Below are 23,944 nucleotides of genomic sequence, written 5' to 3' on the forward strand. Positions count from 1 at the left end.
GCTGGTGCCGTTGCGCCACAGGATGTCGGCCTTGCCGTCGCCGGTGAAGTCGGCCGCGCCCTCCACCTTCCAGGCTTGCGCCGGCGCCACGGCCGCCCCGTTCAGCTGCACCGTGTTGGCCGACGTCACCGTGGAACCGTTCATCGTCCACAGCAGCACCTGGTTGCTGGTGCTGTTGCGCCACAGGATGTCGGCCTTGCCGTCGCCGGTGAAGTCGGCCACGCTTTCGACCTTCCAAGCCAGCCCAGGCACCACGTTGGCGCCGTTGAGTTGAGGGCTGGCACTTCCAAGGACCATGTTTCCGTTCATTGCCCAGATGGACAGGGCACCGTTCGTGCTGTTCCGCCAGAGAATGTCCGTCTTGCCATCGCCGTCGAAATCGCCGAGCCCCCCGGAGTACCAGTTGCTGCTGACGGTGGCGCTGTCTTTCAATTCCACCTTGATGGCGGCATCGGAAATGCTGTTCCCTCCGTCCGTCGTCCAGAGCCTTACAGCACCAGTGCTGGCATTGCGCCACAAAATGTCCGCCTTGCCGTCACCGTTGACGTCGCCTTTGACCGACGTTTGCGACACGACCACGGCGCGGGTGGAGTTGTCTCCAGAGAATTGGAGCTGCTCCACATTGCTCAATTGCTTGGTCCCGTCCGCGCCGGTAACCGTGGTCAGCGCGCCGGATTGCGTTATGGTGTAGCTGCCCTGCGCACCCGCGAACTGGACGACGTCCGTACCGGCACCGCCATCGATGGTATCGTTGCCCGCGCCACCGATGAGCGTATCGTCTCCGTTACCGCCATACAGGAAGTCGCCGCCGCCGCCGCCATCAAGCGTATTGCCGGTGTCGTTGCCCCACAGCACATCGTCACCGGAGCCACTGAGGGCGTTTTCGATCGTGCAGTTATAGGCAATGGCCAAATTGCTGTTGGCGTCGGTGTTGATTCCCTGCCGTCCGACGCTGCTGAACGATCCCGGTGTGAGATTGATGATCGAACGGCGTGCCTGATTGGAGGCGTCGATCGTGTCAGTGCCGCCACCGTCCCAAATGGTGTTCACAAATTCCTGATTGGTCGTCCAGGAATAGGTGGTGTTGCCACCGCGCGTGCTGGTGTTGGCGCCATAAAGATATTGGATTGCGGCGATGTCGTAGAGCTGCAGTGTTTGCGGCCGGAGGTTCTGCGTCTGGTCGATGTAGTACGACATCACAGTATAACGCAGATTATCCGTCGATGACGGCAGATAGGGGCCGGAGGTCCCCCCTCCCCCCGCGTTGTAATTACCGGGGTGCTTCAAGCCCAATCCATGCCCGATTTCGTGCATGGCGGTTTGAAAGCCATAGCTTCCCTTGCTCATGTCGGAAAAACCGGCAAGCCGGTTGAACCAGACGTCACCACTGACATTGCCTTGGTTCGGGTAGTAGGCCCACGCTCCGACGGAACTCGGCAGATTGGCCAGACCGAATCGCATTTGCCCGCCGCCCCCGGCGTCGGACACCTCTGTGAAGGTCAGGTTGGCAACTTCCGAGTAGTATGACAGTGCATCGCGCACGGCCTGCTTCTGAGTCGTGCCCAACGCCAGGAAACCCTGCCGCTCCCAAGCACCGCTGCTGTAATAGGAGGGTGTTGTCGCACAAAAGCTGTAGGTAATCGAAGCCGCCGTTCCCATGGCGCTGCCGTAGTTCCAGCGGTATTCGGAGCCGGCCAACAGCGCGTCGATGTTGCTTGAGCCCGAGTTGACGGCGGTGGAAGCCGGAACGACGACCGCCTCCGTCCCGGCCGGATCGGTGCTGGCGCTTGCCTGGCACATCGGGCAACCACAGGCGATCATGAACGACATCGCTTACCCTCCTCTCCCCAACCGACTCCAAGGCGATTCTTCATCCGCGAACCAAACCCTGGGAGGATCGGATACGGTCACCACCTCAAGAGGGCCTACGCCCCTTTCGCGTTGCTCGCGAAGCGATTCTTCGCATTTTTTGCAAAGACCATCGCCAGCCGGCAACCTGAAAGCTGCTTCAATTCAACCATACCGGCACCAGTCACGCAGTGATTGCGATCACACTGAATAGCCGTCTGCGATTTTCCGCCATCGTTCACATCGATGCAAGCCAGGAAGGCCCAGGAAGGATGATTCCAGGTAGCATCGCCACCCCTACCCCTCCACAGCGTCGAAGGCAGCCAGGGTCCGCTCACGCGCAAAGGGATGCGCTTGCGCTTCCCACTCGCTTTTCAATATTTCAAAAACAAAAACGTCGTGGTAGCGACCATATTTAAACACATGCTCCTTGAGCACACCCACTTCACGGCACTTGAGAATGCGTTGGATTTTGATGACGTTGTCATTCCCTTCCATGAAATAATTAACCATTTTATTCATCCCCAATGCATAAAAACAGTAATCCATGATGAAACTGTGCAGGAAGCCCGCCACGGTTCGTCGAGCATCGGCATCGACGATGTAGGACCCGGATGAGCAGCGCCGGTGAACCCAGTTAATATCTGAATAAGACAGGTACCCGATCGGACATCCCTGAGTTTCGATGACGAAGTGTCGGAAATCTTGGCGCTTCTCCATGGCTTGTATCCATGCGCGCTGGCGCGATGCGTCGGGATTGTCGATGTCGGTGAACATGAACCGGGTGATCGCCGGTTCGGTCCGCCAAGCAAGCAACATCTCGGCGTCATCGACGGTCGGGCTACGGAAGCGAAACGGCATGGAATAACTCCGGAATTCTAAAGCGGATTTCGATCTGCCCAAAACCGCGACGGCCGTCCCGGACGCGTGTGCATCCAAACCCCGGCCTATCGCGGGAACGAAGTTCCCGCTGGCGGCAGGCGGATGCCGAAGGCATCCGCTGAGAGCCGGCATGTGAGGCCATTTAAATCCAAAGCGGACAGAAATTCTTATTCAGCGACTGTTGATGGGTGCGGTCATTGTGCCAAGTAGCCTCCATCCACCGGCAGCGACACACCATTGATCCAGCGGCTTGCGTCGGACAGCAGAAAGGCGATGGCCGAGGCCACGTCCTCGGGTCGACCGAAGCCCATGGGATGAGCGGCACGAATTGCCTCGAACTGGTCCGTCGTCGTCGTCTGGCGGAATCGCTCCATCATATCCGTTTCGACCATGGCGGGGGCAACGCAGTTCACACGAATGCCGTCGCGCAAGAACTCCATGGCGAGACCGCGCGATGCCGACACCAAACCACCCTTGCTGGCCGCGTAAACGACATTGCCGGGCTGGCCGATTTCGGCGGCCACCGATGACACCAACACCAACGCCCCCCGCCCGGTGTTGCACCCCTTCTGCCGAAAGCCGCGAGCAAGCGCCAGCGCGCTGAGAAGATTGGCGTGCAGGATATGGTCGAAGAACGCCCGGTCCACGCTGCGCACCGGCTTTCCAACCTGCACTCCGGCGCAGTGGGCAAGCCCATCGAACGGCCCTGCCGTTTCGGCCTGCGCCTTCATCCAACGGGGGATCGCGTCGGTGTCGGCAAGGTCGAAAGGAGCCGCCCGGTGTCCGTCCCCCTGAAGCAGGCCAAGGGTTTCCTCCAGCCGGGCGACGCTTCGGCCATTGACGGTGACGCGCGCGCCGAGTTGGGCCAGCAGGACAGCCGTCGCCCGCCCAATCCCCGTGGATGCGCCGGTCACCAGCGCATGGCGCCCATTGAGGTCGAAGGGGGAAGATGCCTCACCCGTCATCGTTCTGCCCCCATGCGCTTTAGATAGGCCCCGTGAAAGGCGAACAGGCGGTCCTCCGCCAAGCCGGGGACGGCTGGCTTTCCCCCAACCTGTTTGCTGCCCCGGTGCGTGCTCTCCGACACCCGACGGTCCTCGCTCAGCACCTGTGCGTTGAAAGCCTGTACGGTCCCGGACAGCATCGTCCAAGCGGCGCCGTCGCGCAGTGCGGTTTTTCGGCCCGGTACCGTCAACAGCCGAAAACGCAAGCGGAGCACCTCCGCATCCACGGGGTCGTAAGTCTGAACACTGAGAAGCGCGCCGTGGGTCACCGCGATGGACAGATTCGGGAAGATGAAATAGTGGTCATAGTCGCAATACCGCTCATCCCGTTGCAGGCCGAGAGCACGCGCCACACCGTTCCACCATTTTGTGCTGTGGTCGGACATGCGGGTCAGGCAGCGGGAATGTTCACGTTCCGTCGAGTTTTCCCACTGCTTGCGAATGAAGGTCTTGAAGGTCTCGGGGTGCGTGGCGTCAACGTGATAGGGCTCCAGGACGCTTTCGACACCAATCTTCCAATTGGCTTGCCAAACCTGGGTCTCATCGGACATCAGGTTCGTAAAGGCGGAAAGATCATCGAGCAGGGGCCCATACGCTCCCAGAAAATCGTCGAGGCTTTCTCCGCCCGCCTCCAGCCGCACAAAGACGAAACGCCCGCGCACCGCCACCTCGAACCGGGGAAGCGCCAGCTTTTCCTTGGCGGCGCGGTCGAAGCCAAAGAACTTTTCGTTGCCCGGAATGCCGACAGGCACGCCCTCGCGGTTGAAGAGCCAACCATGGTAGGGGCATTCCAGCCGCCGGTTGCCGCAGGGTTCCTGCTGAATCACCGAATACCGATGGGTACAGACATTGTGAAAGGCCGCGAGCGCGCCGTCAAAGTTCTGGACGACCACAGAAGTACCGGCGATGTCGGCCGTGACGAAGTCGTTAGGCTGAGCCAACTGCTCAGCGAAGCCGATGAAAATCCAAGAACGGCGGAAAATCCGCTTCCTCTCTTCCTCGAAGACCGTCGGATCGGAATAGCGCGCGGTGGAAATGACGGTGGCCGAAGGCGGCTCCACTCTCCGCTTCGGGGAGGCGTCAGACATGACGGTATCCTTTTATACCTTCCTTAATCGTTTTGAAATTAGCGTCGGCCAGTTAAAGTTTCCCGAATTGCCATCCAGTTGGGCTTCGGCCCCGATGAATCCAGCCAACGAGAGCGGAAGCGGAACGCCATGGTCAAGGCCGTCATCGAGGATGTTCGGATCGCCGGCATGAGGGCGGTGGTGCCCCGTCAGCGCCACTCCTTCATGGAGGACCACAGCCTTTTTTCGGCGGAAGAGGCCGAGAAGCTTTACGCCACGACCGGTGTGCGGGAGCGCCGCATCGCCCCGCCGCACATCTGCGCCTCCGACCTGTGCGTCGCGGCGGGAGAAGGGCTGCTGCGCCAGCTTGACTGGGACCCGCAGACCGTCGATGTGCTGATCTTCGTCTCACAAGATGCCGACTACAACGTGCCGGCCACCGCCTGCATCATGCAAAAGCGGTTGGGGCTGGGCAACGGAGCGGCCTGCTTCGACGTGAATCTGGGCTGCTCGGGCTTCGTGTACGGTCTGTGGTTGGCGGGGCGCCTGCTCGGCGGATCGACCGGACGGCGCGCTCTGGTGCTGTGCGGCGACATATCGTCCCGCCACCTCGTGCCGGGTGATCGCTCCACGCGTCCGTTGTTCGGCGATGCCGGCGGTGCAGCGGCACTGGAAGTCGTGCCGGGTGCGGCACCCATGCATGTTGTGGTCGGAACCGACGGAGCGGGAGCCAAGAACATCTGGGTCAAGGCCGGGGGCCGGCGCAACGCGCTGACTCCGGGACTCGTGGAGCGTACACCCGAAGAGCAGGCACAGTTGTTCAACGACTCACGCCTATCCTTAAACGGAGCGGAGGTCTTCGCCTTCACATTGCGCGCCGTGCCTCCCTTGGTCCGCGAAGTGTTGGAGTTCGCTCAAACAACGGTGGACGCTCTGGACCATTGCGTGATGCACCAAGCCAACGCCTTCATGCTGGAACACCTGCGCAAGAAGGTGAAAATCCCGGACGAAAAATTCCTCACGGACATGCACGATTTCGGGAACACCAGTTCGGCCTCCATTCCATTGGCGATCAGCCACCGGCTGGGCGAATCACTGGCGACCGGCACGCGCCGGATGCTGCTCGCCGGTTTCGGAGTGGGCTGGTCCTGGGGTGCCCTGATCGGAGATGTCGGCCCCATTCCGCCTCCGGAAGTCGCCGAGTTGCCGGACGATTTTTCAGTGCTGACGCCGTAATCCGGTCATGCGCAATCCACTCGACCTCACGGGGCGGCGCGTCCTCGTGACCGGCGCGTCCGCTGACAGCGACATCGGCCTGGAGGTGTGCCGCACACTGGCCGAACTTGGCGCTCGCCTTGTGCTGGTGGGCCGCCGGACCGAAGCCCTGGAAGCGACGCGGGCTCTGCTGACCGAACCGACGCGGCACGAATGCGCCTCGTTCGACCTGACCGATATGGACGCAATTCCCGCTTGGATGAAGAAGCAGGCGGAGTCCAGCGGGCCGTTCCACGGGCTGGTCCACTCCGCATCCGAGCAGGGATATACGGTGCTGAGGCAGGTCAACCGGGTTCAGTTCGAGCGCTACTTCACCCTGAATGTCGGGGCGGCGTTGATGCTGGCACGCGGATTTCAGCAGAAGGGTGTCTTCGCCGACGGTGGCGCGATTGTATACGTCGGTTCGGTCGCCGGGCTTAAAGGGCAAAAGGGGCGCGCGCTCTACGCCGCATCCAAAGCGGCGCTGGTGTCGGTCGCCCAATCCCTGGCCTTGGAACTGGCCGACCGACGCATCCGCGTCAATGTCGTGGCGCCGGCCGTGGTTCTCGGCGCCAAGGCTAGGAAGCAGTTCGCCATGCTGCCGGCCGAGCAGAACGCTGCGCTGGCGGCGTCCCACCCGCTGGGGTATGGCATGCCCCAGGATGTGGCCGAGGCGGTGGCCTATCTGCTGGCGGACAGCGGGCGATGGATCACCGGCACGACGCTGACCATCGATGGAGGCTTTACCGCGCAGTGATCGCCGCGCAGAGCGCGTCCGCGATCCGCACCGCCCCCATGCCATCGACCACCGTGCCCAAACGCTCCGCCATGGCGGTCCGCCGGTCGGCGTCCGCCCACAGGCGCAAGGCGGTTTCAACGATGTGATCGGCGGCGTCCGGCTCCCGGCCGTCGATGACCGTGCACAAGCCGACTTGCGCCGACTGACGAGCGCCTTCCTCCTGATTGTCGGCGACGACGACAAGAATGGCCGGTGTTCCCATGGCGGCCAATTCCCCGGTCGTGGTTCCCGCCGCGGCGACCGCCAGCCCCGCCTCCGCCATCCGGGCTGCCATCGCCCGGCAATTGACATGAAGTTCGACACGACCGCCGAACCGCTCCGCAGCCAGACGAATTCCGTCAAGCTTCGGGTCGCTTCCACCCACCGCCACGGAGAGGGACACGCCTTCGGGAAGGCGTGGCGCGAGCGTCTCCATGACCGGCGTAGTCAGGCCCAGCGGGTCCGCTCCTCCGAACGTCACGAACAGCCGGCTGCGTGCGGGCAGAGGCTCTTTGACGTCCTGCGCCACGACCCGGAATTCGCGCCGCAACGGTGCAAAGGCAGGCCCCAGCAGGTGGACCGCATCGGAGGCGATTCGCCGATAAGGTAAGGCGGACGCCTGAAGCGCCGCGTTGACGACAATGTTCGCGTGCAGTTGCGGCGCGGTTGCCAAATCGTCGAAAACCAGGACGGGCACCCGCCCGTGGCGGCAGATTTCGGCCAGTCCGGCCCACCATCCCTCATCGAAATGATAGCCATCGACGACAACCCCGGCGGCGTCCAGAGCGTCGATGATTCCCGCGGTGGCCCCGAGGTCTTCGGCTCCGCCGGGCGGGACCGCCAGCGCGTGCAGCGCAATTCCCGCCTCCCGAATGCGATCCGCCAAGGTTGACGGCAGGTTCACCGACGCCAGATGGACATGCACCCCCCGATCCTGGAGCGCTTCGGCAACCGCAAAGCAGCGCATGACATGACCGGCCCCCATGACCGGCCCGGCGTCGGCGCGCATCAGGATGCAGGACATTGAAGGGGTGCTCCATGGCGAACGGGCGCGGTGCCGCCCCGTGGAGATTGACCCAACAATGCCACCCTGTACAGTCTCGCCAAAGGGGACGGTTCCCCGAGACGCGGCGTCAGCCGCACAACGGAAAGAGACTTATGCGCATTCTTGTTTCCGGAGCGGGCAGCGGATTAGGACGGCATGTCGCCGCCGCCCTTGGCGGCGTGCCGTTCCTCCGCGGCGATGCGGTCGAAGCGTTCGCGCGGGAGTCCATGGAGCCATTCGACGCCATCGTTCACTGCGCGTTTAACGCGATGCGCTCCGTCCCCTGGGACAGGCTGGTCGATTACATGAGCGACAACGCGTTGCTCACCGCGCGGCTCCAGCAGATTCCGCATCGCATGTTCATCTATGTTTCCACGGTCGATCTTTATCCCCGAGACGGCAAAATCCACGACGAAGCGAGCGACATCCGGGCCGAAAACCTGCACGGCGCATACGCTGTAACGAAATTTTACGGGGAAGCGCTGGTCCGCGCCGGGGCCGCGCCTTGGGTTATCCTCCGTCCGACCAGCCTGCTTGGACCGTACGCACGGCGGAGCACGCTGGCCCGCGTTCTGGAATCACCGGAATCGGTCGTCGGGCTGTCCGGCGATTCCCGATACAACGCCGTGCTGCACGAGGACGTCGCGCAATTCATCCAGTTGGCAATCGAACATAGGCTGAGCGGCGTCTACAACATCGCGTCGTCCGACGACATATCCCTTGACGAGATCGCCAAGGCCTTCGACCGCCGCGTAACCTTTGGCGACCACCACTACAGCGCGCCGCGCCTGGACAACAGCCGTGCCACCGCCGTGCTGCCGGCCTTCGGGCGGTCCACGCTGGACACATTGCGCCTCTACGCCCGCCGGTGCGGGCTTGAGAACAGTTAACAAAATTGCTTAAAGCGGATTTCGATCCGCTTTGGACCGCGACGGCGGGCCCGGACGCCCATGCGTCCGAAGCCCGGCTGGCGAATGAAGCCATGTGAATCTAAAGCGAACGGAAGTTCGCTTTAGGGCTGTTGAGGGGCGCCGCCGCCCCCTCTTCTTCCCGACCGCCTGTGGTCGCTCATCGAACCGCTGCTCCCCCGGTGGAGCCTGAGGGAAGCCGCGGGCGTCCGCGTTTTTGTGAATCGCCCTTATCTGAAGGCGACCGGCTGCGGGCCGGGGACGAACGCCTCAAAGTTCCGGTAAGCCGCGATCACGGCTTCGAGACTGTCGGCCGACAGCGCCCCCAGATCGCTGGCCATGGCGTTCTGGCGCGATTCCGCCGGTGTGGCGATTCCCGGGATCACCGTCGCGACTTCCGGCCAGGACAGGCAGAACCGGAGCGCCGCTTGAACCGCTTCCGGACCGGGAGCGGCGCCGGCTGCGTTCAGGGCCCGCTTCGCCCCCTCCTTCCAACGCTCCACCTGCTCCGCCGGCCAGCGGGATCGATGGTCGTCCGCCGCGAAAGCGGACACGTTCTCCAGCATGCCCGACAGGAATCCAGCGCACAACGGGGTACGTGCCACGATTCCCACATCGGCCTCCATCGCCGCCTTCAACAGGCCGAGATCGACGGCCCACATGTCGAGCATATTGAGATTGACCTCCAGCACATCCACGACGTCAACATCAAGCATGGCCAGCGCATCCTGCGGAGACCGGGCGGAGGCGCCGACGGCGCGGACGATGCCCTCGCTGACGAGATCCTTCAGGCATTGGGCCAACCTGCCGCCCGACGCCAGCAATTCCGGCGGTGGATTGTGCAGAAGCAGCAGATCGACGCAACCGCCACCCAACCGTTCGAGGCTTCCGGCCAGGGACTGGCGAATGGCTTCGGGGGAAAAGTCCGCAGGCTCGTCGTAGCGATGCATGCCGGCCTTGGTCGCAACGACGGTTCGGTCGCGCCGATGCCGGAGGGCTTCCCCGATCAGGCGCTCGCTCCGGCCATACCCATAGACCGGCGCGGTGTCGAAGAAGGTAATCCCGCTCTCCAATGCCGCATTCAGGGCTTCCAGGGAGACTGCGTCATCCGTTGCTCCATAAGATGTCGCGCCGGGCGTCTGTCCGCCGATCGACCACCCGCCGAAGCCGATCTCCGAAACCTCCAACCCCGTGCGTCCGAGTCTGCGGTAACGCATCCTGACTTCTCTTGAATGGTGCATCCGGTTGCAACGGCCAATGCCAAGCTACCCTTGGGAAAAGGCTTATGCTATAGCGTTACCGTTGATGGTTAACCCATTCCATATTGACGCGACGGAAAGCCAACCCATGCCGCTCGGGAGTTTTGCTTGTTTCCGTCAACCGATGCGGCGCTCCACTCATCCTGCCGATTTCGTGAACGGGTCGGGGACAGCCGCTCTTCCGCCTGACCTCACTCGCGGCCATCCGGCATAACTTTTGCTTTATCATTTTGGCCGTATTGTCTCCCGCGCCCCGGCAGCGAAGGCGGCACTGGTCCGCGGCTTTCCACGACCAACCTCGCAAGGTTTTCATGATGGATGCGCAAGACGACTTGGTTAATCTTTATCGGTCGCTATTCCTGATTCGTCGGGTTGAGGAACGGATTGCAGAGATTTACCACACAGACAAGATCAAGAGCCCAGTTCACCTTTCAATTGGGCAAGAATCTGTGTCGGTGGGGGTCTGTGCGGCGATGCGGCCGGACGACATTGCCTTCGGTACCTATCGCGGCCATGCGCTTTACTTGGCCAAAGGCGGCGATCTGAACGCCATGATTTCCGAGCTGTACGGGAAAGCCGCGGGATGCGCGCGAGGCAAGGCCGGCTCGATGCATCTGGTGGATATGGCGGTCGGCATGATGCCAACCTCCGCGATCGTCGCCACAACAATTCCTCAGGCTGTCGGGTACGCCATGGCCTTGAAGATGCGCGGCAGCAACCAGATGGTCGCCGTTTTCTTCGGTGACGGGTCGACGGAGGAAGGGGTTTTTTCCGAGAGCCTCAATTTCGCCGCGTTGAAGAAACTGCCGATCCTGTTCGTCTGCGAAAACAATCTATACGCAATCTATTCGAGCATGAAAGCCCGATGGCCCGCCGACAACTTGTGTGATCGCGTGGCCAGCTATGGCATCCCGGCGGCAAGAATCGCCGATGGCGACCTCGATGCCATTCGCACGGCGGCATCCGCTGCGGTCACGGCAATCCGCCGAGGGAATGGTCCGCAGTTCCTGGAATGCATGACATACCGATGGCACGACCATGTCGGCCCCGGCGAGGACCTGCACATCGGCTATCGGACTGCCGAGGAACTGGCCGCATGGAAGGCGAAGGATCAGGTCGCGCTCACCGGCGCGCGGCTTGCACCGGACGTGCGCGCCCGCGTGGAGCAGGCGGTGGAGGACGCCATTGATGCGGCGTTTGCCTTTGCCGAGCAGGACCTTTTCCCCGATGTCGCGGAGTTGCACGACCATGTCTTCCATCAGTGAAAATCGTGAAATCACTTACGCGGAGGCCCTGCACGAGGCCACCGTGCAGGAGATGGAGCGGGATTCGGGCGTCTTCGTTTTCGGCCTCGGGGTGGACGATCCCAAGGGGATGTACGGGTCTACCCGCGATCTGCACACCATGTTTTCGCCCGACCGCAACTTCGACACACCGCTGTCGGAGGACGCGATGACGGGTGTCGCCATCGGCGCCGCCATGGCCGGGATGCGGCCGATCCATGTGCACCAGCGCATGGATTTCCTGCTTCTTTGCATGAACCAGTTGGTCAACTGCGCCGCGAAGGCCAGCTATGTGACCGCCGGCGCCGTCGCCATGCCCATCGTCGTGCGCGGCATCATTGGCCGCAGCTGGGGACAGGGCGCCCAACACAGTCAAGCCGTGCATTCAATGTTCATGCATGTCCCAGGCCTGAAGGTTGTCGCCCCGACGACGCCCCATGATGCCAAAGGCTGCATGATCGCCGCCATCCGCGACAATAACCCGGTGATCTTCATGGAACACCGGATGCTGTACCAGTTGCGCGGCTTCGTTCCGACCGAAGCGTACGAGGTCCCATTCGGCAAGGCGCGAGTGCTGCGCAAGGGGCGGGACGTCACCATCGTCGGCATCAGCCATCCGATCCTGGATTGCCTGCGGGCAGCCAATAGCCTGGACGCCGTCGGGATCAGCGCAGAGGTCATCGACCCCGTATCGCTGGCACCGCTGGACATCGACACCATCGCGGATTCGGTAAGCAAAACCGGATCGTTGCTGGTCGTTGACACGAGCTGGACCAACTGTGGCGCTTCCGCCGAAATCGTCGCCCAGATCGCCGAGCGTTTTGCCGGCGACCGCGCTGTCCGCCTGCGTCGTCTCGGCTATGCACCGACCTCCTGCCCGACGACGAAGCCTTTGGAAAACGCCTTCTATCCCGATGCCGCCAGCATCGCGCAGGCGGCTTTTGGTCTGCTGCACAAGGGTGAGGAATGGCGCCCGCTGGCCACGGAGGCAAAGGAAATCACGGAATTCCGCGGACCGTTCTAAGTCGATCAAGACAACGGGATAGAGAGAACGCAACAATGACCGAGAACAAGCTCCAGGCCGTCCACGATGCGGTACGCGCCTACTGCGCCAAAGCTTTTGACTTTTCCTTCGATCCGGCGAATCCCATCGTACGCCTGCATGAGCCGACGTTCGAGGCCGAGGAAATCATTGCCGCGCTCGACTGCCTGCTGACAACGCGGGTCACCATGGGCCCCAAGGTCCTGGAATTCGAGAATGCCTTTGCCGCGGCCCACGGTTACCGCAACGCGGTGATGGTCAATTCGGGGTCCTCCGCTAATCTGCTGGCGATCGCCGCGCTGGTTAATCCCGCCCTGCCCGATGCTCTGAAGCCGGGGGACGAGGTCATCGTTCCCGCCCTGTCTTGGTCCACCACGGTCTGGCCACTGGTTCAGTTCGGTCTCGTTCCCGTGTTCGTCGATATGGACCCCGACACTCTCAACATGGATATGGCCGAGGTGGAGCGCGCCATTGGTCCACGCACCCGCGCGATCATGCCGGTCCATGTGTACGGCAATCCGTGCGACATGGACGCGCTTACCGATATCGTGAAACGGCACAATCTGGTGCTCGTCGAAGATTGCTGCGAGGCGCTAGGCGCGCGGTTCCGGGACCGTCCCGTCGGCACCTTCGGCCGAGTCGGAACCTTCAGCTTCTACTACTCCCACCACATCACCACCGTGGAAGGCGGGATGTGCGTGACGGACGACGATGAACTGGCCGAGCTGATGCGCATCCTGCGCGCCCACGGCTGGATTCGGGAGGTGAAGGACCGCGAACGCTGGCTGCGGCAGTACCCGGACATCGACCCGCGCTTCCTGTTCGTGAACGCCGGCTTCAACCTGCGCGCGTCGGAGCTTCAAGGCGCAATGGGTCTGATCCAGCTTCCCAAGCTGCCGGCCTTCGTTCAGGGGCGCCGCACGACGCACGCCTTCTTCACGGAAGCCCTGACCGGGTTCAGCGACAAGATCCGGGTTCAGAAGCAGACGCCGAACAGCTTCAGCAGCTGCTTCGGGTTCGCGGTCACGCTACGGGACAGTTCCGGGCTCAGCCGGCAAAAGATCACCGCTGCCCTCAACGCCGCTAACATCGAGACGCGCCCGATCATCTGCGGCAACATCGCCCGGCAGCCGGGCATGCAACTGTTCCAACACCGCACGGTGGGCGACCTGCCGCACGCGACCCATTCCATGCACCACAGCTTCTCCTTCGGCAACCACCAGTTCGTTGACGAGACCGCCTGCACTTACATCGTGAAGGTCCTGAGCGAGGCACTGCGATCCGGCGCGGCAATATGATCCGGCACAAACGCCGTCGTTGACGCATGAAGCCTGGACGCCCTTCACGGCACCGTCCGGACCGGCGCCTGCCCGCACCGTGCGCGGGTCGATGGCAAGCGGCTGGTCGGCGGGTCAGGACTCTTCCCCTCAATGAGATCGAGGAAACGGGATGACATCGAACTTCTACCGGGATCTGAACGTACTGGTCACCGGAGGCACCGGCCTGATCGGCCGGCCGCTCACCGAAATGCTCCTGGCCGCCGGTGCGCGGGTACGGATCGCGTCGCTCGACGACCCGACGCGAGCACCGGCGGGGGTCGAATTCCGTCGCGTCGATCTGCGCGATTTCAAGGAATGCCTTTCCGTCTGCGACGGCATGGACGTGGTCTTCAACCTCGTCGGCGTGAAAGGCTCGCCGGCCATGACCGCAAAGCGCCCGGCCAGCTTCTTCGTGCCGACCATCACCTTCTCCGTGAACATGATGGAGGCCGCGCGCCGCGCCGGTGTCGGACGCTACCTCTTCACCAGCAGCGTCGGAGTCTACGCGCCGGCCGAAGTGTTCCACGAGGATGACGTCTGGAGCACCTTTCCCTCGCCCAATGACCGGTTCGCCGGGTGGGCCAAGCGCATGGGCGAATTGCAGGCCGAAGCCTACAGGATCGAATACGGCTGGGATAAGATTTCCGTGGTGCGGCCAGCCAACGTCTACGGGGCGTTCGACAACTTCGATCCCGAGAACGCCATGGTCATACCGTCCCTCATCCGGCGGGCGATGGGCGGCGAACGCCCGCTGACCGTGTGGGGCGACGGGTCGCCGGTCCGCGACTTCATCCATGCGCGGGATGTCGCGCGGGGCATGATGCTGGTCGTTGAAAAAGGCTATAACCAGCCCGTCAATCTGGGCAGCGGCTCCGGCGTCACCATCCGCGAGGTTGCCGAAACCGTGGCCCGCCTGGTGCCCGGCGGCACGGAGATTGCCTGGGATCCGACCAAGCCTTCGGGCGACCGGGTGCGCATTCTCGACATGGCGCGCGCCAAATCGCTGGGGTTCGAGCCGGTGGTTTCCCTGGAGGAAGGCATTCGGGAAACCATCGAGTGGTATGCGGCCAATGGAATGAATGTGGCCAACCGCTACAATGCCTTTACCGATCAGGCCTATCTGCCGGCGCAATGAGGAGCCACAGCACCATGCGGAAGACCAAGGTACTCGTCTGCGGCGCGACCGGCTTCATCGGCCGCAACATCGCCGAAGCGCTTGCGCTACGCGACGATCTCGATGTTCACGCCGTCCGCTTCACCCGACCGGAATACGAATGCCCGGGGTTGACTTGGCATCAGGCCGACCTGCGTGACGCGTCGCAAGTCGGTGAACTGATCGCGGGTGTGGATGTCGTGGTCCAAGCCGCCGCCACGACATCGGGTTCGAAGGACATCGTCACCCGCCCCTACATCCACGTCACCGACAACGCGGTGATGAACTCGCTGATTCTGCGGGCTTGCTACGACCACAAGGTCAAGCACTTCGTGTTCTTCAGCTGTTCGGTTATGTATCAGTCGTCGGAAACCCCTTGGCGTGAAGACGACTGGTCCATCGCCGATGAGCTCAATTCCCGTTATTTCGGGGTCGGTTGGACCAAGATCTACATCGAGAAGATGTGTCAGTTCTTCTCGAACCTGGGGGTCACCAAGCATACGGTAATCCGCCACAGCAACATCTACGGCCCACACGACAAGTTCGACCTTGAACGCAGCCACGTCTTCGGCGCGACGGTCACCAAGGTGATGACCAACACCTCCGGCACGGTCACCGTCTGGGGAACCGGGGAGGAGGCCCGCGACCTCCTCTATGTGGATGATCTCGTGAGGTTTATCGATCTGGCAATCACCCGGCAGGAATCCCCATACGAGCTTTTCCACGTGGGCTATGGCAGCGCCGTCACCATTAAGGAACTCGTCTCCCGCATCATCGCCGCATCGGGCCGGAATCTCCGGGTCGAGCATGATCTTTCGCAGCCAACCATCAAAACATCCCTGGCACTCGACTCCAGCCGAGCGACAGAGCTTTTGGGGTGGGAGCGTCAGGTGTCGCTCGACGAGGGCATTCGCCGCACTATCGCGTGGTGGAATGCCGCCCATGGCGGGCGCTTGGCCGAACCGAAGACGCCCTGATGAGCGACGACGGCTCGGTCCTGGGGAGGGGCGCGTTCCGCGGGAGATCCAACCGCCTTCGCGGTGTGCCCTTCCGCCGGATCCACGGAACCGGACCCGCTGTTGACCGCCGGGCCGGTGTTGGCTAAGAAGGCCGCTTTGGCTGGCGGGAAAACGATGAAGGAACCTGCCGTTACGGCGATCCCATCACCGAGGTTCATCGTGCGGGCAACCCCCAACTCCGTGGAGGCGCCACCTCTCCCGGATGCCTCCGCACTGCACGGTCTCATCGAGGCCAGGCGGTTCGAGGAATGCCTGTCCGTTGTCCGCGCGCTCATGCCCCGGTCGCCCGGGGCCGGAGCGGAGGCTGCCCGATTGCTGGGAGTCGAACGGCTTTGCCTCGCCCGGCAGGGGCGTTGGGCCGAGGCGGCGGAGGCCGGCGCCCGTCTTCTCGCGACCGGCAGGGGAACCGCCGACGACCGCTTTCGTCAGGCACAGATCCTCATGCGCCTGCACCGGCATGACGACGCGCTGCCCCTTGCCATCGCGGCGGTACAGGAGATCCCCGATGCCCCGCGCTTCATCGGGGCCGCCGTGGAAGCCGCTCTGGTGGTCGCGAACGGCCCGGCGCGGCTGTGCCGTGCGCTTGCGGGCATGGGCGACAATGGCGTTCCGGACCCGCCTTCTTCCAAGGGCGCGGTCCTGTTTCCGCAAGAACTGACCTTCGGCAACGGCCGTTTCGACCACCCCTCCATTGCCGGCATGTTCGCCGCCGTTCCCAACTTGGCAGTCCACAAGCCGACCCCGGCGCTGCACTGTATGCTGCGTCATCTCCCGGCGATCCTCGACAGGGCAGTTCGCTACCTCGCGGCATTGCTCGATGTGCATCCGTGCGTGGACCGTGCCACGGCGGCCTGCTTCGTGGCCACCCGCCTGCACGCCTGGACGGAACCTGACGACGGATGGCTTTTCGATTTCCTATCGCCGTTTCCGGCCAGCCTTGGCCAGCGCCCTTGGGTCTACTGCCACGATTTCATGCCAGCGCTGTTCATCCCGGTCCTTCCGGTCGATGAAGTTCAGGTCACGCCGGACACGGCGCTCTATTGGATACTGAAAGGGCATTTGGAGGCCAATTACTGCATCCAGATCCTGACCCACTGCCCACGAACCCTCGGCCATCTCGGGGATTTCTTCGACAGCCCGGCCATTGCCGGGAAGGTCGCGCACGTCAACACCTGGCACCGGCCGAACAAGCCCGTTCGCAAGAGCCCGCAAATGGCCCGGACTTGGCTGTTCACATCCAGCTTCTTCGAATCCGATGCATTCTTCTACATGCGCGGAGGCGTTGAAACGCTGAATGCCTTCCTTGTGCTGGCCGAGGAGTTTCCAGACATCCGGCTGATTCTGCGCGCCCGATTGCCGGAAGGGCTTTCTCCCCGCCTTCGGGAGGCGGTCGCCCACCATCCTCGGATCGACCATTACGATTCCCCTGTCGATGAGGCGGTGCTGGACGAGTTGTTCGCCGCAGCGGACCTGTACCTGATGCCTTGCCCCACGATTTTCCGAAATGGGCTCGCCGAAGCGCTTCAAGCCGGCCTTGTGCCCGTCGTGGCAGATACCATCGGGATTGGAGATTTCGTGCGAGACGACGAGAACGGAATTGTCGTCGGCGGTCTGGAAGCGATTTCGAAAATCAACCTCGACCCACCGGAGCTCACCTTCCGCACCGCCCACATGTGGTCGGACGATCGACCGGCCTGTCCGGATTTCTTTGAAGAATTGCTCGGTCGTCTCCGGCACCTCCACCGGACACCCGCCGAGTTCGCTCGCCTCGCGGCGCACAACCAAACCACCATGTCCGACGCGGTTTTCGGCGCCATGGACCAGACACGCTTCGCCGACGCCATGCGCGAGTCCGCGACGCGGGCATCGGACATTCGCCAACGCGGAGAACCGTTGCGTTTGCCTTCCTACCGGAGAGCGCCACGATGAAGCCGCAGATTGGCCGCCCGGATCGAGGCCCGCGCATCGCCGTCCTGATGGACCCGGAACGGTTCGACGATCTTGAAGCCCTGGCTCGGTTGCAAGCGGTGGCGGCGAAGGCCGGCGCAACTGTGGTCGCCACGTCCACCGGCGAGCCCCCGCCCCTTTGCCGGTTCGATGCGGCCCTGGCCCTGTCGATACGCGGCCCCAAACCTGCCGGCATCCCCACCTATGCCATCGTCGCGGCGGGAGCCGACTCCTTCACCGAACCCGCCCGATTTCGGGATCTGCTGACCTACGATGGCTACCTGACGCTTTCGGACACCGTGGCGTCTTGGTTGCGCAACGTCATGTTTGGAGCGCGCAAGCTCGACGCGCCCGTCGCAAGGTTCGGCGTCACCCCGCTCCTGAGCACCGAGGCCGGACCGAAGGGAACGGGAGGCCTTGCCTTCGTCGGTTCCCCCGACGTCGGCACGGAACGGGATGCGGTGCTCGGCAGTCTCGCGGATCGCCCGTACCTCCGTCTGCATGGGGAGGGATGGGATCGAATCGCTCCCTCGCAGGCGGCTAGGAAACTGGCGCCCGACGGCCATGCTGTCATCGACGCCTACCGGGCGGCGGGAGCCGGTCTTTGCCTGGACCCTGCCCCGTTGCGCGCCGAGCAGGGCATTACGCCCCGCCTCTTTGACATTACCGCCGCAGGAGTTCCCTGCCTCTGCGCGTGGGCACCGGACGTTGAAGAGCTGTTCGGCGATTGCCTGCTTTACATTGACCTGGATGCTCCGGCGGAGGCAATTGCCTGGCAGATCGATGACCACATGGACTGGCTAGCCCGCCACCCGGATGCCGCCGCCGCCAAGGCACGGAAGGCTCACACCCTATTTTTGGAACAATTCACGCTCGACGCGCTGTTCGACAACCTGCTGGCGTTCCTAGGCGAGGCGGCTCAACGTCAAAAGGACTGGCAGGCTGCGGCTGATGCGGAACTGATAAGCGTCGCCATTCTGGGCAAGGCCGGGCAGGAATCCGCAAAGCGCTTCGCCACGACCATCGCCTCTGTGGCGCGCCAGCAAGGGGGGCGCCCGGACATCTTCGCGGTGGCTTGGGGCGATGAAGCGGACGAGGCGCTCTCCGACGCACCGCCACCTGACGCCGGGGTGTCGGTGACATGGCGGTCGCTGCCCGACGGCAATCGTTGCGATGCGCTCTGGGCGGCGCTCGACTGGTTGCGCTCCCGTCCGGGCCATTTCTGCATTCTGGAGGCCGGGGATCAGCTTTATCCGGAACACCTGTCGTCCCTGCTCGCCGCCATGCGGAAAATCGATGGACGCTACTGGTACGGTCCCGTGCGATTGGCTTACAGCGGCGCGCGGTTGGAAGACGCCGTCGCCGATCAGCAATCGGTTCATTTCCAGTTTTTCTCGCCCAATCAGTTTGAAGATCCGCTGTCATGCGAGGCGGCACCAGGATTTTTGGCGCGGACGGACCTGATCGACGACGAGATTCTGCAAAACCCCAAACTGCCGGACGGAGAAGAACTGTATCTTTGGCTGCTCCTGGCCGAGCGGACGTTTTTCGCTTTTTCAGCCCGGATCACACTGACGGCACAGCCTCGCCCCGGTGTGGCGCGGACGGCTTCTCCGGATTCCGCTGAACGCTTCCTCATGCGCTTTCTCGGTCGCTCCACATTCGGCGCCACGCCCTATTCCCTGACGGCTCGCCAATCCGATGGGACGGCTTTCGAAGCCTTCATCGATCCAGCCCTCAAGATTCCGGCTTTCCGGCTGCAACGTGGCGGCCGGGCTGAAGCATCCGCCAACCTGCTGAGCGACGCCGACTTGACGGCATGGCCCATAAGCGTCGAGCGGCGGGAAGGACTGCCGCTGGGCATATTCCGCCTATCGGCATATTTTGCCCAGCACTGGGCAAATATTTCCCTGCTCGTCCAGTTTACGCCGCTGGACGGCGGTGCGGCGCGCAGCATTGCCGTTCCCGTCCGGCAACGCCTCTTCGGCAGCGGCATCCGCCTTGATGGAAACATCGAACTGCGGCAGGCAGAGGGGCCGGTTCGCGTGACCGTCCTCACCGAGGCACAGGATGCACCGCCGCCGCTGGGCATCGGACTGTGGAAACTTGACCGTCCGCTGACCTATCGCCTTGCCGATCTCGCCAGTTACGAGGCCGTCTGGCTCTTTGGCGCCGGCGGCGGCGGTCGCATCGTGCTGCGCCGGATGGCCGCCGCGGGATTGCCCAAACCAGCCGGCATTCTCGACAGCTTCCTGACTGGACAGTTGGAAGACATACCGATCCACAAGCTGGACGAGGTTCAAATGGCGCTGACCGACCGTACGGCGGTGGTTATCGCCAGCCAATATTGGGTCAACATCCATGCGTCGTTGAAGGCGGCGGGTGTCCGCAACGTATTCAGCGCCTTTCCGTTCAACCGCGACATCATCTACCGCTTGGACGACGCGCCATGACGCGGCAATCCGGGATGCATTCCGTGCGCGCGGCTCTGATTGCCCCGCCGGGGCTGAGCGACGAAGCCCTGGCCGAAGACCTGCATCGGCGCCTTGCCACCGCCGGGGTGGATGTTGCCCGCCGCGCCACATGCGATGACCTGGACGGTATCAATCCGTCCTTCGTGATGCTGATGTCACCGCAGCACGCTCGCCTTACGCGCTTCCCGACTTATGGTGTGCTGCGCGGCGAGCCGGAAGACTATCTATGGTCCACCCGTCTCGTCCGCAACGTACTGACCTGGGACAGTTGTCTGACCGAAACGCCCCGGCTCGGGCAATGGGTTGGCGATCTGTGTTTCGGCATCCGAAAGGCCGGTGTGGTTCCACTCGACCTCGGAGCGGACGGAGACACCATTCTGCGATGGCATGCAGATAACCTTGTGCGCAAAGGCTACCTGCCAGACCCGGACGAGCGGCCCGACGACGTGCCGTCGGTCGGAATCGTCGTGCGCACCGGGGGCGCGCGCCCCATGCACCTGCTTCGCCGGGCGTTGCGCAGCCTGGAAGCGCAGCATTGGCCCAATCTGGAAGTCGTTTTCGTCTGCTTCCGACCTTTTCCCGAACTGCCCGCCATTGCGGCGGAATTCCCCAGCCTGCGCTGGCAAATCGTCGATGATTTCGGCCGCAGGCGGTCCAGCGCCCTGCGCGCGGGCGTCGCCGCCATGCGGACCGACCTGTTCGGGATGCTGGACGACGACGACGAAATGTTTCCGCACCATATTCGCACGCTGGTGAACGCCCTGCGTCGGCGCAACAGGCTCAGTCTGCCGGCCGAGGTCGGCATGGTCCACACCGGAACGGTGATGGTGTCCGAGACGGAACCGCTGACGGAAAGCGAAATCTGGGAGGACGACGCCAGCCCGGACCTGCGGGAACGGCGGGTGATCGAACACTTCCAATGGTTCCGGCCAGAGCGTATGGCGCGGCATTGCAACATCTTCATGTCCAACAGCTTCCTGGCGCGCACCGACCTCGTGGATGCGGAGATGCTGTCGGACCCCGCCATCCATACGGGCGAGGACATGGATTTCCAGTTCCTGCTGGTGCAGAAAACGGGCGTGGCCTTCACGGCCGAAGTGACGGCAATCCATCATTTCCACGGGCACGGGCACTCGAACTACCAGGACGTCGACGGCACCTTTTCCGACACCCTGCGTATCGGGGATCGCATGTGCGCCCGCTTGCTTCCCGACCAACGGCCGTTCTTCGCGCGCAGGTTTATTTTCCCCAGGCGTCGCGATCCATTCCGGATCAGCTGATGCCGATCCAGGCCGCTTTGAACGAGACAATAGGCATGTCGGCACAGCGCCGCGAAGGAGCTTACATGGTCAAGCGCATCGCCATGCTTTTCCCGGTCGACAACGTCGCCGAGACCGAGACGATGATGCGGATCTCCATTGCCGCAGAGCGATTGGGGATCGAGGCGAAGCCATTCCGCACCAGCGAAGAGATCCTGCCCTTCGAGCCGGACTTCGTGCTCTCGCTGACCCACCAGGACCCGAAGCTGACCCCCTTTCCCACCTATGGGGTGGTCACCGCCCCATCGCGCTTTTACATGCAGACGGCTAGGTTCGTCCGCAACATCCTGTCCTATGATGCCTATTTTACCGTGTCCGACACGGTCGTGCGCTGGTTGAAGGATGTGCAGGCCGGCAGCGGAAAGACCAAGGCGCCGATCGGCTATTACGCCAACACCGTCCACGAGACCGGCTTCGTCGCACCGGACTTGACGAACCCACAACTCGCCTACTTCGGCACCAACTGGGACGGGCAGCGCCACGCCGATCTGTTCGACCATTTGTCGCGCCTTCCATTCATGCAGTTTTACGGTCCGGCGGAGGGTTGGCGCCACGTCGGCCCGGCCTACCGGGGACGGGTGCCGTTCGACGGCGTTTCCACCCTGGACGTCTACCGCCGCTGCGGCGTCGGTCTCTGCCTGTCGATGCGCGACTTCGAAGTGGAGGCCCTGCCGACCAACCGCATCTTCGAGGTGACCGCCGCCGGAGCCCTGCCGATTGCTTCGCGCAACCCGTTTATCGAACGGCATTTCGGCGACTCCGTTCTTTACATCGACCCGCTGGCCTCCGCGACCGAGATCGCCCGGCAGATCGAGACCCATATGACGTGGGTCGCCGACCATCCGGAAGAGGCGTTGGCCAAGGCCAAAAGCTGCTGGTCGATCTTCAACGGCTCCTTGAACCAGGAACGCATGCTCGAAACCGTGCTGACGGTGCATGAGGAGGTTCTGCGGACCCGTGGCTATCGGCCGATGCCGCAGACCACGGGGCTGACCGTTTCCTACATCGTCCGCACCGGCGGATGCGGTCCCGACGACCTGCGGCCAGCGTTGCGGTCGCTCGCCGACCAGAGCCACGCCGGCATCACAATCATCCTGGTGCTCGGTCAGTCGATGGACGTCGGAGCTCTTACCGAATCCTTCCCAGAACTGCGCTTCGTCACGGTGGAAGCCTTCGGCGCAGCGGCTTCGACCGCGCTCTCGGCCGGTTTGCGCCATGTGGAAACGGACCTTTTCGGAGTGCTGGACCCGAGTGCGCGGTTGCACCGCAACCATGTCCGGAGCCTCGTGACCGCGTTGGAGCGCGCCGAAACCGTGCAGCGCCGCGCGCCCGTCCTGCTGGCCTATGGCGCCAACGCCGAGGCGTCGGACTCGGAAATGCTGCACGAGCGGGAGGAATGGCGCGACGTCTGCATAATTCCCCGGCAGGAAAAGATACGGCTTGGCATCTTCCATCCGTTCGACCCTTCGTCGCTTGCGGCGAGCCGGTTGACGGTTCATCCCAACGCTTGGCTGGCCCGCCGCGCTCTGCTCGACCCCGAAACGCTCGATGATCCGGAGTTGGAAGCGGAGGATATCCGCTACCTTCTGCTGCAATTCGCCCAGCGCGCGGATTTCGTCTTTTCCTGCGAGGTGACGCTGACACACCGGCTCGACGGGCCGGAGAACTTTGCGCCTCCCGGCCAGCCGGCCCTGGAAGCGATCATGCGCCGCATCCACCTGCGCCATTGGTTCCGCTGCTTCCCCAGCACGCACCCATTCTCGGTTCCGGGTTACGATCCCCACAGCTTTCCGGGGTATGGAGTGTCAGCGCCCCCGAGGCAGGAACTGATGGATCTTTTGCCGTCCATGCTCCTGGATCGTGGCGCGACACGGTCTGGCGGCATTGTCACCGTCCCGGAAGGCGTGACGGGTGTGGTGCTCACGGGCACGAGCCGAAAACTGGATGCAAGACCGCACCGCCTTAGCCTCTACATGGCGACCGAAAACATTGAAGCCGCCGCCGGGAACCCGCTTGCCGAGGTCAATGTGCTGAGCGAAAGCGGCGCGGTCGTGGCGGCACCCTTCGCTGTTCATGCTGGAACCTTGCGCTCCGACGGGCTATCGACACGGCTTGACTGGCTATTCGATGTGCCGGGACCGCTGGCCGGGCAGCCCTGCCAAATCCGGATTTCAAGCGTGGGCGCGGCGCCTTTGACCGTATACAAGGTGACGCTCCGGCCAGTCTGACGGACACGCGGATGTTGTCCCTCATGGGCTTGCAAAGCCTTCCTCGATGGGCATTATAGTCCTTTCGAGGGAGGCCGCCGGACTTGGCGCATTTCTTGAATAAAAATCACCGCGT

Annotated in this window: 18 protein-coding genes; 12 read left to right on the forward strand and 6 right to left on the reverse strand. The window is 63.1% G+C overall.

Going from position 1 to position 23,944, the window contains the following annotated elements; translation table 11 throughout:
• The 4 genes from J2852_RS32155 to J2852_RS27630 all read right to left on the reverse strand — a co-directional run.
• The coding region (locus tag J2852_RS32155) for an FG-GAP-like repeat-containing protein (RefSeq protein WP_209881908.1) at positions 1-1,830 on the reverse strand (1,830 nt) is incomplete at its 3' end.
• 315 nt (positions 1,831-2,145) lie between these two features.
• Positions 2,146-2,709 carry a GNAT family N-acetyltransferase gene (locus J2852_RS27620; RefSeq protein ID WP_209881910.1) on the reverse strand — a complete coding sequence of 188 codons (564 nt, stop codon included), beginning with the start codon at positions 2,707-2,709 and terminating at the stop codon, positions 2,146-2,148.
• 215 nt (positions 2,710-2,924) lie between these two features.
• The gene (locus J2852_RS27625) at positions 2,925-3,695 is read right to left on the reverse strand and encodes an SDR family NAD(P)-dependent oxidoreductase (RefSeq protein ID WP_209881912.1); all 771 of its coding nucleotides are present in this window, start codon (positions 3,693-3,695) and stop codon (positions 2,925-2,927) included.
• The gene (locus tag J2852_RS27630) at positions 3,692-4,822 is read right to left on the reverse strand and encodes an aromatic ring-hydroxylating oxygenase subunit alpha (protein WP_209881914.1); all 1,131 of its coding nucleotides are present in this window, start codon (positions 4,820-4,822) and stop codon (positions 3,692-3,694) included. The genes J2852_RS27625 and J2852_RS27630 overlap by 4 nt, the downstream gene beginning before the upstream one ends.
• A 129-nt stretch (positions 4,823-4,951) precedes the next feature.
• Here J2852_RS27630 and J2852_RS27635 point away from each other — a divergent pair, with 129 nt between their 5' ends.
• Together J2852_RS27635 and J2852_RS27640 are read left to right on the forward strand one after the other, a co-directional pair.
• A complete protein-coding gene (locus J2852_RS27635; RefSeq protein ID WP_209881916.1) occupies positions 4,952-6,037 on the forward strand; it encodes a 3-oxoacyl-ACP synthase III family protein in 1,086 nt (361 codons plus the stop codon).
• Positions 6,038-6,044: 7 nt separating this feature from the next.
• Positions 6,045-6,812 (forward strand): SDR family NAD(P)-dependent oxidoreductase, encoded by a 768-nt coding sequence (locus J2852_RS27640; protein WP_209881919.1) that lies wholly within the window; start codon positions 6,045-6,047, stop codon positions 6,810-6,812.
• Here J2852_RS27640 and pseG read toward each other — a convergent pair.
• Entirely contained in the window at positions 6,799-7,842 is a 1,044-nt protein-coding gene (gene pseG / locus J2852_RS27645; protein WP_246500033.1) for a UDP-2,4-diacetamido-2,4,6-trideoxy-beta-L-altropyranose hydrolase, read from the reverse strand. The genes J2852_RS27640 and pseG overlap by 14 nt on opposite strands.
• Before the next feature lie 149 nt (positions 7,843-7,991).
• Between pseG and J2852_RS27650 the strand changes: the two genes are divergently transcribed.
• On the forward strand, positions 7,992-8,768 hold the full coding sequence (locus tag J2852_RS27650) for an NAD-dependent epimerase/dehydratase family protein (protein ID WP_209881923.1): 777 nt from the start codon (positions 7,992-7,994) through the stop codon (positions 8,766-8,768).
• Positions 8,769-9,016: 248 nt separating this feature from the next.
• Here J2852_RS27650 and J2852_RS27655 read toward each other — a convergent pair whose 3' ends face one another.
• Positions 9,017-10,003, reverse strand: a complete 987-nt coding sequence (locus tag J2852_RS27655; protein WP_209881925.1) for an aldo/keto reductase — start codon at positions 10,001-10,003, stop codon at positions 9,017-9,019.
• A gap of 353 nt (positions 10,004-10,356) precedes the next feature.
• Here J2852_RS27655 and J2852_RS27660 point away from each other — a divergent pair, with 353 nt between their 5' ends.
• The 9 genes from J2852_RS27660 (at position 10,357) to J2852_RS27700 (ending at position 23,829) form a co-directional block, all read left to right on the forward strand.
• Positions 10,357-11,310, forward strand: coding sequence for a thiamine pyrophosphate-dependent dehydrogenase E1 component subunit alpha (locus tag J2852_RS27660; protein WP_246500034.1), 954 nt, complete (start codon positions 10,357-10,359; stop codon positions 11,308-11,310).
• Positions 11,294-12,352 (forward strand): alpha-ketoacid dehydrogenase subunit beta, encoded by a 1,059-nt coding sequence (locus tag J2852_RS27665; protein WP_209881927.1) that lies wholly within the window; start codon positions 11,294-11,296, stop codon positions 12,350-12,352. Before J2852_RS27660 ends, J2852_RS27665 begins: the two co-directional genes overlap by 17 nt.
• Positions 12,353-12,387: 35 nt before the next feature.
• Positions 12,388-13,668, forward strand: coding sequence for a DegT/DnrJ/EryC1/StrS family aminotransferase (locus tag J2852_RS27670; protein ID WP_209881929.1), 1,281 nt, complete (start codon positions 12,388-12,390; stop codon positions 13,666-13,668).
• Between the two features lie 151 nt (positions 13,669-13,819).
• Entirely contained in the window at positions 13,820-14,824 is a 1,005-nt protein-coding gene (locus tag J2852_RS27675) for an NAD-dependent epimerase/dehydratase family protein (RefSeq protein ID WP_209881931.1), read from the forward strand.
• Between the two features lie 14 nt (positions 14,825-14,838).
• Positions 14,839-15,819 carry an NAD-dependent epimerase/dehydratase family protein gene (locus J2852_RS27680; protein WP_209881933.1) on the forward strand — a complete coding sequence of 327 codons (981 nt, stop codon included), beginning with the start codon at positions 14,839-14,841 and terminating at the stop codon, positions 15,817-15,819.
• A 102-nt stretch (positions 15,820-15,921) separates the two neighbouring features.
• The gene (locus tag J2852_RS27685; protein WP_209881935.1) at positions 15,922-17,790 is read left to right on the forward strand and encodes a glycosyltransferase; all 1,869 of its coding nucleotides are present in this window, start codon (positions 15,922-15,924) and stop codon (positions 17,788-17,790) included.
• Entirely contained in the window at positions 17,787-20,261 is a 2,475-nt protein-coding gene (locus tag J2852_RS27690; RefSeq protein WP_209881938.1) for a glycosyltransferase, read from the forward strand. The genes J2852_RS27685 and J2852_RS27690 overlap by 4 nt, the downstream gene beginning before the upstream one ends.
• Complete coding sequence (locus tag J2852_RS27695; RefSeq protein ID WP_209881940.1) at positions 20,258-21,562, forward strand: glycosyltransferase family A protein; 1,305 nt, start codon at positions 20,258-20,260, stop codon at positions 21,560-21,562. The genes J2852_RS27690 and J2852_RS27695 overlap by 4 nt, the downstream gene beginning before the upstream one ends.
• A complete protein-coding gene (locus tag J2852_RS27700) occupies positions 21,562-23,829 on the forward strand; it encodes a glycosyltransferase family protein (protein WP_209881942.1) in 2,268 nt (755 codons plus the stop codon). The genes J2852_RS27695 and J2852_RS27700 overlap by 1 nt, the downstream gene beginning before the upstream one ends.
• Positions 23,830-23,944 lie beyond the last annotated feature (115 nt).

It is taken from the genome of Azospirillum soli (genome assembly GCF_017876165.1).
Classification (GTDB): Bacteria; Pseudomonadota; Alphaproteobacteria; order Azospirillales; family Azospirillaceae; genus Azospirillum; species Azospirillum soli.